7 protein-coding genes are annotated in these 15,504 nt (G+C 66.0%); 4 read left to right on the plus strand and 3 right to left on the minus strand.

Features of this window, described 5'->3' with window-relative positions:
• Positions 1-40: 40 nt before the first annotated feature.
• Positions 41-2,497: a TonB-dependent receptor gene (locus tag FIV34_RS09750; RefSeq protein WP_139982091.1), complete on the minus strand. Its 2,457-nt coding sequence runs from the start codon at positions 2,495-2,497 to the stop codon at positions 41-43.
• Positions 2,498-2,758: 261 nt separating this feature from the next.
• Here FIV34_RS09750 and FIV34_RS09755 point away from each other — a divergent pair, with 261 nt between their 5' ends.
• The 4 genes from FIV34_RS09755 to FIV34_RS09770 all read left to right on the plus strand — a co-directional run bounded on the left by FIV34_RS09755 (position 2,759) and on the right by FIV34_RS09770 (position 13,676).
• Positions 2,759-3,097 carry a BlaI/MecI/CopY family transcriptional regulator gene (locus tag FIV34_RS09755; protein ID WP_211352738.1) on the plus strand — a complete coding sequence of 113 codons (339 nt, stop codon included), beginning with the start codon at positions 2,759-2,761 and terminating at the stop codon, positions 3,095-3,097.
• A complete protein-coding gene (locus tag FIV34_RS09760) occupies positions 3,094-4,194 on the plus strand; it encodes a M56 family metallopeptidase (RefSeq protein WP_139982097.1) in 1,101 nt (366 codons plus the stop codon). The genes FIV34_RS09755 and FIV34_RS09760 overlap by 4 nt, the downstream gene beginning before the upstream one ends.
• 169 nt (positions 4,195-4,363) lie before the next feature.
• Complete coding sequence (locus FIV34_RS09765; RefSeq protein WP_211352739.1) at positions 4,364-4,996, plus strand: TlpA family protein disulfide reductase; 633 nt, start codon at positions 4,364-4,366, stop codon at positions 4,994-4,996.
• 118 nt (positions 4,997-5,114) lie between these two features.
• Positions 5,115-13,676 carry a glycoside hydrolase family 94 protein gene (locus FIV34_RS09770; protein ID WP_246058794.1) on the plus strand — a complete coding sequence of 2,854 codons (8,562 nt, stop codon included), beginning with the start codon at positions 5,115-5,117 and terminating at the stop codon, positions 13,674-13,676.
• Positions 13,677-13,910: 234 nt separating this feature from the next.
• Here the strand turns inward: FIV34_RS09770 and FIV34_RS09775 are convergent, their stop codons facing one another.
• Together FIV34_RS09775 and FIV34_RS09780 are read right to left on the minus strand one after the other, a co-directional pair.
• The gene (locus FIV34_RS09775; protein WP_139982103.1) at positions 13,911-14,666 is read right to left on the minus strand and encodes a molybdopterin-binding protein; all 756 of its coding nucleotides are present in this window, start codon (positions 14,664-14,666) and stop codon (positions 13,911-13,913) included.
• Positions 14,659-15,465, minus strand: coding sequence for a cytochrome b/b6 domain-containing protein (locus FIV34_RS09780; RefSeq protein WP_139982106.1), 807 nt, complete (start codon positions 15,463-15,465; stop codon positions 14,659-14,661). The genes FIV34_RS09775 and FIV34_RS09780 overlap by 8 nt, the downstream gene beginning before the upstream one ends.
• Between the last annotated feature and the right edge of the window lie 39 nt (positions 15,466-15,504).

The following is a 15,504-nucleotide window of genomic DNA, read 5'->3' on the forward strand; positions in this document are numbered from 1 at the left end:
CGCAGCCTCCAGATTTCAGGCGCGGCGTGCACCGAGGTCTCTAGAAGTGCGCGCGCAACGTCACGCCAACCATTCTCGGATCACTGGGCTGGCCGAGGATGAGACCCGAATTACCGGTTTGCACGGTCAGGGCGGTCACGTAGTCGCGATTGAACAGATTCCGCGCGAAGACGTCGACTTCCCAGTTATCGTCGAAGCGGTACCCAATGCTCGCGTTGACGACCGCGTAACCGGCGATTTTCGTGTAGATGGAGTTGGTGGTATCCGAGTTGTAACCGCTGCGGGCGCTGGTGTCCGCGTGAACGAGGAAGGCGTCGTGGCCCACCGGGAGTTCGTAATCGAACCCGAGCGAGCCCGCCCACTTCGACAGCCCGGCGAGCGGCAGGCCACTCAGGTCATAAGCCCCGGGCGTGGTGGGGTTACCACGCGGGTTCGATGTCTTGTTAGCCAGGCTGGCCGGTGGGTTGAGTGGCTGGCAACCGCCTGCCGCGTTCGGGTTCTGCCATTCGAGCGGGCAGGGGCCCTTAGGGTAGCTCACGTACTTGCCATCGGCGTACGCAAAGGACGCGCGCAAGGTAAAGCCGGTGAAGAGCAGGGCAGCGAAATCGCCTTCCACGCCTTGCACACGCACTTTCGGGATATTCGCCGGGTACGTACGAATGGCCGCCGTTTCAGTGCTGGAGGTGATGTTCGCCTGGTAGTTGTCGACCGTGGTGCGGTATGCCGCGAAGTTGGCTGTGGCGCGCCCGTCCCACCACGCGGATTTCAGCCCCACTTCCACGGTGCGGTTCGTCTCGTCCTTGATCACCGCGGTGGCGAGGGCCGGGTTGTTCTGGGCATCCAGCGGCAGGCCTGACATGTTCAGGCCGCCGGATTTGTACCCATAGGCGAAGCCCGCGTAGCCCATCAGGCTGTCGGTGAACTGATACGCGAGGTTGACACGGCCAGACGGGTTGCCGCCGTTATCCGACGCGCGATAGCTCTGCGGACGGAACAGCGAGAGCTTCGCGTTGTCCTGGATCGAGCCTGGCGTGGTCGGCAGTCCGCCCGATACGGTCGTCGCGTAGGTACCGTTCTTGTCTTCGTACGTGTATCGCGCGCCGATCGTCCCAGTCAGGCGATCGGTGAACTGATAGTTCACCTCGCCGAATGCCGCGTAGCTTTTCATACGGTAGTGCGACGTGCCGTACTGGCCGTAACCGTCGGCCAGGTTATCGGGCATGTTGGGAAAGCTCGTCGTGCTCACTAGCCAGTACGTGGCCGCCGGGCCGTAGACGCTGATGGGCTTGCCGTTGATTTCCTGGGTGTAGAAGTACAGGCCGCCCACGTAGCTGAAGGGGCCATCACCGTTGGAGGCCACGCGGAATTCCTGGCTGTACTGGTCCTGGCGCGAGGGGATGCGCTGGATCAGCTGGACGGGGACGCCGGTGTAGTCACGATCGTTGGCAACATCCCACTTCCAGTACCGCCACGCGGAAATCGACGTCAGCGTGACGGGGCCCACATTCCAGTCTGCGTTGAGCGACACGCCGCCGTCCTGTGTATCGATATGCAGCGGCGCATCGATATCGGTAAGGCGATCGTAGATGTTCCGGCTGGGCGGCGAATACGCGGGGAAGCCGTGGGCGGGAAGGTTGGCGGAAAGACCCTCGAATTGCCGCGCCGCACTCTTCAGCGTCTTGCCGACGCGCAGGTAATTCTGCGTGCAACAATCGGAATTCAGGCTCGAGAGGTCGCCGATCAGCCGCACGTTGAGGTCGTCATCGGGTTTGAAGAGTAGCTGGCCACGCAGCGCATAGTTCTTCAAGGCGTTCTCATCTTTCCCGTTGGACACGTTGTAGATCGTGCCGTCGCGCTCGGTGTACTGAGCCGAGACTCGTGCTGCCACCGTCGGGCTGATGGGTCCCGAGACCGTCCCCTTGGCCTGGACGAATCCCTGCTCGCCATAGGAAATCTCACCATTGCCTTCGGGCGTGAACGTGGGTTCGCGGCTGGTGATGCTGATCGCGCCCGCCGTGGTGTTCTTTCCGAACAACGTACCCTGCGGCCCTCGCAGCACTTCGATGCGGTCAATGTCGGTGAAGTCGAAGGCGGCGGTGGCGGGCCGGCCGTGGTAGACCCCGTCCACGTAGAACCCGACGCCAGGCTCGATGCCGTCATTGGCCGCGCTGACCGAAAGCGTGTTCGAGCCCAGCCCGCGGATGGTGTACGCGGTGTTCCGGGGGTTGGCCGAGTTGTAGTAGAGCGAGGGGACCAGCAGGCTGAGCTGTTGCGTGTTGACGGTGTACGACCGATCAAGCCATTCACCGCTCACCGCCGACACGGCCATCGGGACCTTCTGCAGGTCTTCCTCGCGCTGGCGGGCGGTGACCGTCACGGTCTCCAGGGCCGTCGTATCCTTTTTGTCGGTGGTATCCGAGGGGCCGTTCGCCACCTGGGCGGTGGCGGCGAACACAGGGCATAGCAGCGCCGCAGCGCTGGCGATCAGTCGTTTCATGGTATCTCCCAAGTCCCCAGGTCAGCCGCCGCGCCCATCTCGATATAAAACAGGCTATATAGCGGTAGATTGAGCCTACAAGAAGCTGCGGGAGCCCGGCATGTAGATTTCGCTCTTCCCTATGGACGAGCTAGCCGCGGCCGTGAGGCCGCCAATGGGGCGCTACATCTGTAGTATCCTCCGGCGCATCGGTGGCGCGGGTCGCGGCCACGTCCACAAGGCCTCCCTGCGGTGATTCTTTCTGACAGCGAAATGGAAGTGTTGAAAGCGCTCTGGGAGGCATCACCCCAGTCGGCGCGCGAACTGCATGACGCCGTGGCCGCGCGTACCGGCTGGGCGGTCTCGACCACCCGGACCGTGCTTGAACGGATGCGGGCCAAGGAGCTGGTGGTCCGCGAAGAGGTGCACGGCCTTGCCGTGTTCTCGGCAGCCCGGAGCAAGGTCGAGGTGCTCGGCGACTCCCTTGAGCATGTGCTCCGGCATGTTCTCGAGGTGTCCGGGAAGCTTCCGGTATCCGCCTTGTCGGGCAGCGCCATCCTCAACGAGAGCGAGCTCGCCGAGCTCGAGCGCCTGCTCAACGGGCGCAAGAAGCGCCCGTGAGCGCCATTGGCTTTGTCCTCGCTTGCCTGGCGGCCGTGGCCATCGGCACCGGTGGCGCGTACGCCATCGATCGGCTCGACGGCGGCTGGTCGCCGCGAGTCAGGCACGCGCTGGCATCGGCCGCCTTTTGGGTGACGGCGGGCCTGCCAGCGATACTGCCTTTACTCACCCACCCCTGGCGCCCTGCAAGCGCGGTTTACCCCTTGGCAAACGGGTGGTTGCCCGAGGTCGTCCCGGCGCAGACGTGGCTGCTGCGCGCCGCTACGGTGTCGTCCGCACTGCTCGGGCTGTGCGCGTTCGCAGGAGCCGTCGTCTTCGGCCACCGGTTCCTTGGATCACTCAGGACGAGCCGCCTTCTGCGGGGCGCCGGCGCCCAAGTCGGGCTGCCCATGCTTATCGGCTATGTCCGGCCACGTGTCGTCATGCCGCGCGCCACCGTCCTCGCATTCGACCCGCCCGTGGTTCGCGCGATCAGGCGCCACGAGCTGGCCCATGCACGACGGCTCGATAATTGGCGCCTGCTCGCCGAGCACGCGGCCATGGCGATCATGCCGTGGTGCTGGCCCCTGAGGCGGCTGCACGCGCTCATCCTCGCGGCACGCGAGGAGCTTTGTGATCTCCAGGCCCTGCGCGGCGCCGACGACGTCACGCGCGCAGGCTACGCGGAAGCGGTTCTGGCATCCCTTCGCCATGCCAGTCGGGTCGGGGCCATGGTGCCCACGGTGTCGACCATGGCCGGGCCAGCGGGGGCCGCGCGCCGACGATTGCTCGCAATCCTCGGCGGGGAAGGCGGCCCTGAGCGGCCCGGGTTTCTCGCCCGGGCCTCCGCGGCGGCTGCCTTGGGGCTCGCATGCGTGGCGATTTGCGTGGCGGGCGTGGGGACGGGCCAATGCGAGGCATTGGCGGGCATGCGAGGCACCGTCCTGCATTTCGAGTCACGGCCCGGACAGGGGCGCGACGTGTTTCATGTGACGGCGATGGGTGTGAGGGACGGGGACGTCGAACAGGCGCTCCATGGCGATCTGCATGTGACGTTTCACCGGGAGACTTCCGGGGAGTGGCGCGTTGCGTCCTTGCCGCTAGTGGCAGCGCACTGAAGCATTGCAATGAGTTGCGCTACACATGTAGTGTAATAGCTACCTATGTAGCTTAACGGGCTTGTCTATGCGCTTTGCCGTGTTCATTACCCTCCTTGCCGCCGTCACCGCCTCCGCAAGCGCAGAGACGCGCCCCACCGACGTCGTGCCAGACGCCCTTCGTGATCAAATGGCCATCCCGCATGATTACACCGTGATCTGCGAGGACCAGGACGGGCATGTCGTCCCCTTCAGTCAGTTCCAGGCACTGATGAAGGGCCGGCCGTTCGACATCCAGAAGAGCCCCGAGCACCATTCGGCCGTGCTCAGGCTCGAGAGCGATGCTGTCATCGCCGCACACAAGCAGGCGAGGGCACAGCCTGCCGGCATGTCGATCCAGGGGAAGCCGTTCCCCGCCTTCCACGCCACGACCCTGGACGGCAAAGCGGTTTCACTCGCATCGCTCCGCGGCAAGCCGTTCATCGCCAACTTCTTCTTTGCCCTGTGCGCGCCGTGTATCGCGGAAACACCGGTGCTGAGCCAGTTCCATCGTGCCCATCCCGACGTTCCCGTGGTGGCTTTCACCTTCGACGACGCCGCCACCGCCCAGGAGTTCGCCACTCGCCGTGGATTCAACTGGCCGATTGTTCCCGGCCAGGATGCGCTGGCGAAGCAGGTTGGCGTGGACGTTTATCCGACCATGGTGCTCGTGGACGCCCATGGCGTGGTGAGTAAAGCCACGCATTCGTCAGCCATCGCGGCGAAGAGCGGGGCGCTGACATTGGGGGATCTGGAAAGGTGGGGTAGCTCGGGCCCGCGTTGAGTGGCCCTTTGGGTCGAGGCCCGTAGCCTTCACGAATGACCGGACGCCGCCACGTGACCCTCGCGCTGCCGTAACACCCCAAGGGCGAGACTGCCGTTTCCGGGCGCTCGCCACCCCCTTGCAGGATAAAAACCATGGATCTCCTCGCACCACGTTTGGCGGGGACCTGATCCTGCTCGGCGCTCGCCGGCGACGCACTTCCGCGCGCATTGAGCGTGAGCCTGTCATACGCGCGGAACTCTTCAACGCGGATCAGCTGGAAGCTCACGGGCCCATACTTGCCGGCCGTCACCGGGTCGCGCCGGTGCATGCGCCAGAATGGCTGTTGCCACGGCTCGCGGATAATGAACTGACGATCCTGGATGCCTGCCGCGGCCTTATGGCGGCGAGTGAGCGGGGTGAAGCGACCACGCCGGCCGGCGAGTGGCTGCTGGATAACCTGTACCTCATCGAGGAGCAGATCCGGACGGCAAAGAGGGATTTCCCGAATGGTTACAGCCGCGAGCTGGTGCAGCTTGACGACGGAGCATCGAAAGGCCTGCCACGTGCTTATGACATCGCACTGGAGGTCATCGCCCACGGGGACGGACGCATCGATGAGGTGGGCCTTGCCCGTTTCCTCACGTCCTATCAGTCCGTCGCGCCGCTGAACCTTGGCGAGCTATGGGCGGTGCCCATCATGCTGCGCATCGCCCTGATCGAGAACCTGCGCCGCATCGCCGTACGCGTCACGCTGGACCGCGCGGGCCGCAGGCGGGCGACGCGGTGGGCCAACGCGATGACCCGGATGGCGGCCGAAGACGCGAAGAATGTCGTGCTCGTCGTCGCGGACATGGCGCGCTCGTCGCCTGTCATGAGCGCCCCGTTTGTCGCTGAGCTCGTCCGGCGCCTGCAAGGCCAGGGCCCGGCGCTGGCCATGCCGTTGGGCTGGGTTGAACAGCGGCTCGCCGAATCGGGCCACAGCATCGACTATCTCGTCCAGGTGGAGTCCCAGCAGCAAGCCGCACAGCAGGTGTCGATCGGCAACAGCATCGGCAGCCTGCGCATGCTCGCGATGATCGACTGGAAGGTTCTGGTTGAGCGTACCAGCCTGGTGGAGGCCACCCTGCGCGCTGATCCCGCCGGCGTTTACGCCCGGATGGACTTTGCTAGCCGCGACGATTACCGCCACCAGATCGAGCGCCTCGCGCGCAAGGGCAAGCTTGACGAGCTGCACGTCGCGCGCGCCGTGCTCGAAGCAAGCGAGGCCGCGGAAGGCCTTTCCCGTCACGTCGGCTATCACCTCCAGGGCGATGGATTGCCAGCGCTGAAACAGACGCTTGGCCTCTCCGGTCACGCCAAGGGGCGCGTTGCCCCGGCGCCCAGGCCGCCGTTCCGCCTGGCGATGGCGGTGCTCATCACGGTAACGTTCGCCCTTACCGTGGCCCTGATGGGCGCAGGCATGCTCGCGAACCTGGAGACGGGAATGTTCGTCGCGCTGGCGGTGGCCGCGACGCTGCTGGCGAGTCAGTTCGCGCTCGGGCTGCTCAACCTGGCGACTTCACTGCTGACGCGCCCCGATCGCATCCCCCGCATGGATTACAGCGAGGGCATCCCGTCGGAGGCCAGTTCCCTCGTCGTCGTCCCGACGCTGCTGGGTGAGCTCGGCGATGTGGATGAACTGGTCGACGCGCTGGAGATCCGGTTCCTGGCGAACCGCGACGACGCGCTGCACTTTGCGCTGCTCACCGATTTCACGGACGCCGTGTCGCCGACGCTACCGGCTGATGCGGCGATGCTCCAGTACGCCCTGGAACGCGTGAACGCCCTCAACACGAAGTATGCAAGCGGCGAAGTGGACCGGTTCTTCCTGCTTCATCGGCCGCGCGAGTGGAGCGACACCGAACAGCTATGGATCGGCGCCGACCGCAAGCGCGGCAAGCTGGCGGCATTGAATGCCTTGTTGCGAGGGCAGGGCAGGGAACGCTTCCAGCTCATCGTGGGCCGCTTCGAGCATCTGCCGCCCATCCGTTACGTCATCACGCTCGATACCGACACCCATCTGCCGCGGGATACCGCGCATCTGCTGGTCGGTGCGATGGATCATCCCCTGAACCGGCCGGTCTTCGATGCCGCCGATCACGTCGTCACATCGGGCTACGGCATCATGCAGCCGCGTGTCGGCATCGCGTTGCCGGCCCTGGCGCGCTCGCTTCATGCGCGCCTTCATGGCGCCGACGCCGGGGTGGATCCGTACACCCGCGCCACCTCCGACGTGTACCAGGACCTCTTCCACGAGGGGTCTTTCATAGGCAAGGGCATCTACGATGTCGACGCCTTCGAGCACGCGATGGCCGGGCGCTTCAAGCCCGAACGCGTGCTCAGCCATGATCTGATCGAAGGCTGCGTGGCGCGCTCCGCGCTGCTCAGCGATGTGCTCGTGTTTGAAGCCATGCCCGACCGCTACATCGATGAGAGCCAGCGCCGTCACCGGTGGATGCGTGGTGACTGGCAGCTGCTGCCGTGGCTCATGCCGGTGGTTCCGGCGGCCGACGGCTGGCGGCGTAACGACCTGAGCGGCCTGTCCCGATGGAAGATCTTCGATAACCTTCGCCGCAGCGTCGTTCCTGCCGCGACCCTGTTCCTGCTGATCGTGGGTTGGCTTGCGATCGCACCGGTCGTGACCTGGACGCTGGCGGTGCTCTCCATGGCGCTGCTGCCGATCCTGCTGCAGGCAACGCTCGATGCGGTTCGCAAACCGCGCGATATCGGCTGGCGGCAGCAGGCGCACGTCGCGCTCACTGCGCTGGGCAACCATGTGGCCCGCCTCGCGCTGGCGATCGCATCGCTGCCACACGATGCGCACTCGGGGCTGGATGCGATGCTCCGATCGGTCTGGCGTGTCGCTATCAGTCGGCGGCACCTGCTTGAATGGCGCTCATCGAGCGTCGTGGCGAAGCTGGGGCGTAACCATCGGGGCGTACCGTGGGCGGCCCTGTGGGCGGGCCCCGCGGCGGCCCTGGTCGTGGCAGTGGCTCTCGTCGTTCTGCGACCATCGGCCCTGGCCGTGGCGCTACCCTGGCTGCTGCTGTGGGCCCTTTCGCCGGTGATCGCGTGGTGGGTCAGCCGGTCACCCACGAGTCGGCGCTACGTACCTTCCGCGTACGACCTCGCGTTCCTGCGCCAACTGGCGCGCCGCACCTGGGCATTCTTCGAGGTGCACGGCGGGCCCGACGACCACTGGCTGCCACCCGACAACCTGCAGATGGTGCCGCAGCCGCACGTGGCGCGGCGCACATCGCCGACCAATATCGGCCTCGGTTTACTGGCGGGGTTGGCGGCCTTCGATTTCGGCTACCTGGGCGCCGGCCGCGTCCTCGAGCGCACCGCCGCCACTCTGGCGACCCTTGGTTTGCTTGAACGCTACCGTGGCCACTTCCTCAACTGGTACGACACCGAGACGCTCCAGCCGCTGCACCCTCGCTATGTCTCCAGCGTCGATAGCGGCAACCTTGCCGGGCACCTGATCACCCTGCAACGCGGGCTCCTGGGCCTGGCCGAGCAACCGGTGTTCCGTCGCGAATCCATCGACGGGCTGCGCGATACGCTGGCCGTCCTCGATGCGGCGCTGTCGCTTGCGAGCCCGGCTGAACTCCGGGCGTGGTCCGGCGTTCTGGCCACGGCCATGGATGCACCGCCGTCGTCGATGAGCGAAGTGCTCGAGTTCGCGCTGGATCAGCAGGCCCGGGCCGAGGCGCTACACGCCGCTCTTTCGGGCGTGCCGTCTGACGACGGTGCCTTCTGGCTGGAACGGCTGGCCGGGCAGTGTGATGACCTGGTGGCAGAGGCCACATGGTGGAACGGCAATGCCGCGGGCACACCGTCGATCCCGTCGCTCACCCAGCTCGCCATGGAAACGGACAGCATTCGCGGCGAACGGGCTCGTTCGCAGCTTCGCCGTCTGGAAGAGGCCGCGGCACTCGCGGCCAACTTTGCCGTGATGGACCAGGCGTTCATGTACGACGAGCACCGGCGCCTCTTCTCCATCGGCTACGACCTCGAACGGCATGCCTTGGATGTGTCCTTCTACGACCTGCTTGCCTCCGAATCGCGATTGACCACCTTCGTGGCGATCGCGCAGGGGCAGGTGCCCCAAGCGAGCTGGTTCTCGCTGGGCCGTCTGCTGACGACGGCGGAGGGGTTGCCTGTGCTGCTCTCGTGGACGGGCTCGATGTTCGAGTACCTGATGCCGGTGCTGGTCATGCCGACGTACGAGGGCAGCCTGCTCGACGAGACCATGCGAAATGCCGTCGCACGACAGATTGAATACGGCAGGCAGCGCGGCGTGCCTTGGGGTGTATCGGAATCAGGTTACAACGCCGTCGATGCGAGGATGACCTACCAGTACCGCGCCTTCGGTGTGCCGGGCCTGGGCCTGAAGCGTGGCCTGGGCGACGACCTGGTCGTCGCGCCGTACGCTACCGTGCTCGCGCTGATGGTTTCGCCCGCGGCGGCCACCACGAATCTCTGGCGCTTGAGCGACGCGGGCATGGCTGGCCGGTACGGCCTGTACGAGGCGGTCGACTACACGCCATCGCGCCTGCGCCCGGGCCAGGAGGCAGCGGTCGTGCAGTCGTACATGTCGCATCACCAGGGCATGTCGCTGCTTTCGATCGGGCACGCCTTGCTTGACCAGCCGATGCGACGCCGGTTCGAGTCGGATCCGAACGTGATGGCCACGAGCCTCCTGCTGCAGGAGCGGGTGCCGTTCTCGTCCAGCGAATACCTCAAGCACACGGGCATCGGCGACAGCGTGCAGCAGGCGGTGGCTCCCGAGACGCGTTTGCGCCTGTTTACGGACCCGAATCGTCCGCGGCCAGCCGTGCAGTTGCTGTCCAATGGTCGCTACCACGTCATGGTGAGCAGCGCGGGTGGCGGGTACAGCCGGCGTGACACCATGGCCGTGACGCGCTGGCGTGAGGACATCACCCGCGATCACCACGGCATGTTCTGCTACCTGCGCGACCCCTCCAACGATGAGGTCTGGAGCACGGCCTACCAGCCCGTGATGCGCGAAACGGAACGCTTCGAAGCGATCTTCGCCGAGTCGCGGGCCGAATTCCGCGTGCGCCAACGTGGCTTTGAAACGCACACGGAGATCGTGGTCTCGCCTGAGGACGATATCGAGCTTCGCCGTACGCGGATCACCAATCGCCACAAGACCCGGCGCACCGTGGAGCTGACCAGCTACGCCGAGGTGGTGCTCGCCGATCCCGCCAGCGACACCGCACACCCCGCCTTCAGCAAACTGTTCGTCACCACCGAGATCGTGCCTTCGGTGCAGGCGTTGCTATGCACACGCCGCGGCCGTTCCGCGGCAGAGAAGCCGCCGTGGATGTGCCACCTGGTTGCCGTCCATGATGCCGATATCGATGAAATCTCGTACGAAACCGACCGCGCCCAGTTCATCGGCCGTGGCCGCAGCGCGGCCGACCCCGTCGCGCTTGCCCCGGGGACGCGCCAGTTGTCCGGCACCGCAGGTCCCGTCCTGGATCCGGTAGTGGCCATTCGCGTACGCATCACGCTTGAACCCGAACAGACGGCGACCCTCGATTTCGTGACGGGCATTGGCGACGAGCGCGGCCATTGCATGCGGCTCATCGAGAAGTACCGGGACCGGCATCTCTGCGACCGCGTGTTCGACCTTGCGTGGACCCATAGCCAGGTGACGTTGCGCCAGGCCAATGCCACGCTCGCCGATGCGCAGCTGTTCGAGCACATGGCCACGTCCATCATCTATGCGAACTCAGCGATGCGCGCGGAGCCATCACTGATCGCCGCGAACACGCGCGGGCAGTCAGGCCTTTGGGGGCAGGCGGTTTCAGGCGACCTGCCTATCGTGCTGCTCCGCATCGGCGACATCGCCCGCCTGGATATCGCGCGTGACCTCATCCGTGCGACCGCCTACTGGCGGCTCCGCGGGCTCGCCGTGGACCTGGTGATCTGGAACGAAGACAGCACTGGCTACCGCCAGGCCTTGCACGATGCCTTGATCGGACTGCTCGCCTCCGGTGCCGAGGCCAGCCTCCTGGATCGCCCGGGCGGGGTGTACATCCGCGCAGCGCAGCCCTTGTCGTACGAAGATCGCCTGGTGATGGAGGCGAGCGCGCGGATCGTGGTGGTGGATACGCTGGGTTCGCTGCAGGAGCAGATGGAGCGCCACCGCATGGGGCTGCGGCCGCCGGTCGCCGCCCCGGCGGGCTGGATGCCCAGCATGCCCCCGCCCGCGCTGCCTTCGGCGCAAGCCAGTGGGGCGTTCTCCGCCGATGGCACGGAATACGTGATCACGCAGGAGCAGGGCGCTGCTACACCCGCACCCTGGTGCAACGTCCTCGCCAATGCGGGCTTCGGCAGCGTTATCTCGGAAAGCGGCAGCGCGTATACCTGGGCCGGCAACGCCCATGGTTGCCGGCTGACGCCGTGGCAGAACGATCCCGTGGAGGACGCGTGTGGCGAGGCGCTTTACCTGCGCGATGAAGCGACGGGCCATGCCTGGTCGCCCTCGGCCCTGCCCATGCGCGGGGAGGGCACCTACACCACCCGTCATGGGTTCGGCTACTCGGTGTTCGAACATACGGAGCACCACGTGGCCACGCGACTGGAAGTGTTCGTCGCACGCGACGCACCCGTAAGGTTCCAGGTGCTCAGCATCACCAATCACGGTACCGACGCCATCCTGCTCACCGCGACGGCGTACGTGGAGTGGGTGCTGGGCGACATTCGCGAGAAGAACGCCATGCACGTGGTGACCGATATCGACCCGACGACGGGCGCGCTGTTCGCGCGCAACGCGTATAACGGCGATTTCCCCGGCCGCATCGCCTTCTTTGATGTGGGCGACGCGGATCGCGAGATGGGCGGCGACCGGGGCGACTTCCTTGGCCGCAATGGCCGTGCATCGTCGCCGCTGGCCCTGCGCCGACAGGGCTGGAGCAACCGGGTCGGGGCAGGGCTGGACCCGTGTGGCGCATTGCGCGTGAGCATCCCCCTGGCGCCCGGTGAGTCGCGTGACGTGGTCTTCCGCCTGGGCATGGGCGCGAGCGAGGACGAGGCCCGTGACCTCGTACAGCGGTATCGCCAGGATGGCGCCGCGGCGCGGGAGCTCGTCGATGTGCGTGCGCAGTGGCGCGACCTGCTCGGCGCGGTACAGGTGCAGAGCCCGGAGCCAGCCGTCGATGTCTTCGCCAACGGCTGGCTTCTCTACCAGACGATCGCGAGCAGGATGTGGGCGCGCAGCGGGTATTACCAGTCCGGTGGGGCGATCGGTTTCCGCGACCAGTTGCAGGACTCCATGGCCGCCCAGCATGCCGCGCCCGCCATGGCGAGGGCGCAGCTGCTGATCTGTGCTTCGCGCCAGTTCGTCGAAGGCGACGTGCAGCACTGGTGGCACCCACCGTCTGGACGGGGCGTGCGTACCGCATGCTCCGATGATTTCCTCTGGCTGCCCCTCGCGACGAGTCGATACGTCATGGCCAGCAGCGATACCGCCGTGCTCGAGGAGTCGATCGAGTACCTCGAGGCGCGCGCCCTGCGGCCCGACGAGGAGTCCTTCTACGACCTTCCGCGCCTGTCAGGTACCCGGGGAACGCTCTATGAGCACTGCGTCCGGTCCTTGATGCACTCGATGCCACGCGGAACGCATGGGCTGCCGTTGATGGGCAGTGGCGACTGGAACGATGGCATGAACCGGGTGGGCGAGGGCGGGAAGGGGGAAAGCGTGTGGCTGGCGTTCTTCCTTGTCCACGTGCTTCGGGAATTCGCGCCGATAGCAGCGGCACACGGTGACGATGCGTTCGCCGCGCGCTGCAACGAGGAGGCAAACCGCCTTGTCGCGAACATCGAAGCGCATGCCTGGGATGGCGAGTGGTACCTCCGCGCATGGTTCGACGATGGCACGCCGCTTGGGTCCGCCCGCAATGACGAATGTCGTATCGACGCCGTGGCGCAAAGCTGGGCGGTGCTTTCGGGTGGGGCAGGTGACGAACGCGCTAGCCAGGCGATGCGGTCGCTCGACGCCCATCTCGTCCGCCCGGACGCGCACCTGATCCAACTGCTGGATCCGCCCTTTGACCGCACGGCGATGGATCCGGGCTACATCAAGGGCTACCTGCCTGGCGTCCGCGAGAACGGCGGGCAATACACGCATGCCGCGGTATGGGCGACCATGGCCTTCGCCCGCCTGGGCCAGACCGAACACGCCTGGGACCTGGCCCGGATGATCCTGCCTTCGGGTCACACGGCCGATGCGGCCGCCGTCGGCACCTATAAGGTCGAGCCCTATGTGCTCGCTGCCGATGTGTACGCGGTGCCTCCGCATGTCGGGCGCGGTGGCTGGACGTGGTACACGGGCTCAGCGGGCTGGATGTACCGCCTGCTGCTCGAATCGCTTTTGGGTCTGACGCTCGTCGAGGGGCGCTTGCGCATCACACCCTGTGTGCCGGCACGGTGGGACGGCTACACCGTCACGTATCGGCACGGTGCGGCAACGTATGTGATCGAGTTGCGCCGGGCTGGGCCGGGCGAAACGGGCTCGTTAACGCTGGACGGTGTCTCGGTTGAGGGCGACAGCATCCCTCTGGCAGATGATGCTTTCGAGCACCACGTTCAGTGTGTCTACGTGACGCGGGCAACGGAGGCGTGATGGTCAACCTGCCTCCCAGCGATCGGGGAAACCCGACGCCGCATGAGATTCGCGAAGCCATGCTGCGCGACTATGACCGGGCCGCAGCGACTGAGCCCAAGGCGTGCGCAACGCGGGTCCACGATGCGGCGGGCAACGTTCATGCGCTGACGGAGAGGCAGTTGTGTCATCGGAAGGCGGCGGAGTGGGGGCCTGGGGTGCTTGCGCCGCCGATATAGGGGCCGGAAGGTGGCACTAGATCCCGGCGTACCATTCGTAGCCGTTGTCTTCCCAATAGCCACCACCTCCGCCGTATAGGTGATCGAAGCGATCGACGAGCTCGATGCGCTCAATGTATTTAGCGTGCTTGTAACCCAACTGTCGTTCTACGCGAAGACGCAGTGGCGCCCCATGGGGAACGGGCAGGGGCTCGCCATTGAAATGATGCGCGAGGATGGTCTGCGGATGCCGCGCCTCGTCCAGGTCGATGCTCTCGTAGTAGAACGTGTCGTCCTCCCACTGGTCGAAGCAATGGAAGACGACATAGCGGGCTGTGGCCGTGGGACGAACCGTGTCCAGTAGCGCCGCCAGGGGCACGCCGGTCCATTGGCCGATCGCGCTCCAGCCTTCGACGCAATCGTGCCGGGTGATTTGGGTGCGCTCACCCAGTTGGGCGAGCTCGGCGAGGCTGAATTGACGTGGCGCCTCGACGAGCCCGGTGACGGCCAGCCGATAGTCGGCGAACTGACGTTCCCGCATCGCGTTGTAGCGCGGCGTGTCGGGATTCGTATTGCCGTTGGCCTTGAAGGAAGGCGAGATGTCGGCCACGGTGAATTCGCGGGCGAGCCAGGCACGCGGGGAAACGAGCCCCTGGACGCGTCGATTGACCTCCTCGGCCACGCCCAGTACCCGTGGGCCAGTGTTTGAATCCGAGATACGGTCGCAGCCCACGACCAGGGCGCCCAGCGCCGAGGTGATCGCGTTGCGCAGGAAGCGGCGTCGATCAGTCATCGTTCGTCTCCTTCACGCGCACATAGCCGGTAACGATGCTGCGCAGTTGATTGAGAACACCATTGAACAGCACCTCGAACAGGTGCACCGCAACGAAGGCGACGAGGAAGCCGGCCAGGAGGAAATGGATCGAGCGCGCTGACTGCCGGCCGCCAACGGCGTCCACGAGCCAGGGAACGGCGGCATCCAGCCGCGGCGACATCGCCAGCCCCATGCACGCGATGCCGATGCAAGCGATGAGCACGGACAGATACGCCAGGCGCTGCAGCACGTTGTAGCGCTTTGTAGCCGCGTCGGGGTCGGGACGCAGGTGGTGGAGGACGGTCGGGCCGATCGCGCGCAGGTCCGCACCGGTGGGCACGAGGTCGCGCTGCAGGTGCCGTGTCCATACTGACCAGGCGAGGTAGGCGGCACCGTTCAGGACGAAGACCCATGCGAAGAAGAAATGCCAGCGCCGGCCCATCGCCAGCCAGCCCGGTCCGGGCACGGTGACCCATGCAGGAAATCCGCGGGCGACATGCTCGCCGTCGACGGTGGAGGCGCCTAGCACGCCATCGGTATGAAACGTATGCCCGGCGATCGTCGTGGTGCCGCGGGGCATGCCATCCGGGCCCGCCGGTGCGTCGAGCGACAGCCAGGTACGCTCCGGCGTATTGGTCTGGCCCCAGCTCAAACTCGGGTGGGCGTTGAAGATCTGCAGCCCGCTGCCCAGCAGGATCGTGAGCGAAAGCACGTTGATCCAGTGCATCAGGCGCAGCGGCAGTGGGTGCCGATAGAGACGCCGGGTGACGGTGGCCATGGTCAGCTCCTTCCGATGACCGGAGGCGGGTGGACGCGC

Origin of the sequence: Luteibacter pinisoli (assembly GCF_006385595.1) — a bacterium.
GTDB lineage: Bacteria > Pseudomonadota > Gammaproteobacteria > Xanthomonadales > Rhodanobacteraceae > Luteibacter > Luteibacter pinisoli.

Excerpts from the sequence above, each read along its gene's own strand:
- FIV34_RS09750 (WP_139982091.1), bottom strand. The coding sequence starts at position 2,497 with ATGAAACGACTGATCGCCAGCGCTGCGGCGCTGCTATGCCCTGTGTTC.
- FIV34_RS09765 (WP_211352739.1), top strand. The coding sequence starts at position 4,364 with ATGGCCATCCCGCATGATTACACCGTGATCTGCGAGGACCAGGACGGG.
- FIV34_RS09775 (WP_139982103.1), bottom strand. The coding sequence starts at position 14,666 with ATGACTGATCGACGCCGCTTCCTGCGCAACGCGATCACCTCGGCGCTG.
- FIV34_RS09780 (WP_139982106.1), bottom strand. The coding sequence starts at position 15,465 with ATGGCCACCGTCACCCGGCGTCTCTATCGGCACCCACTGCCGCTGCGC.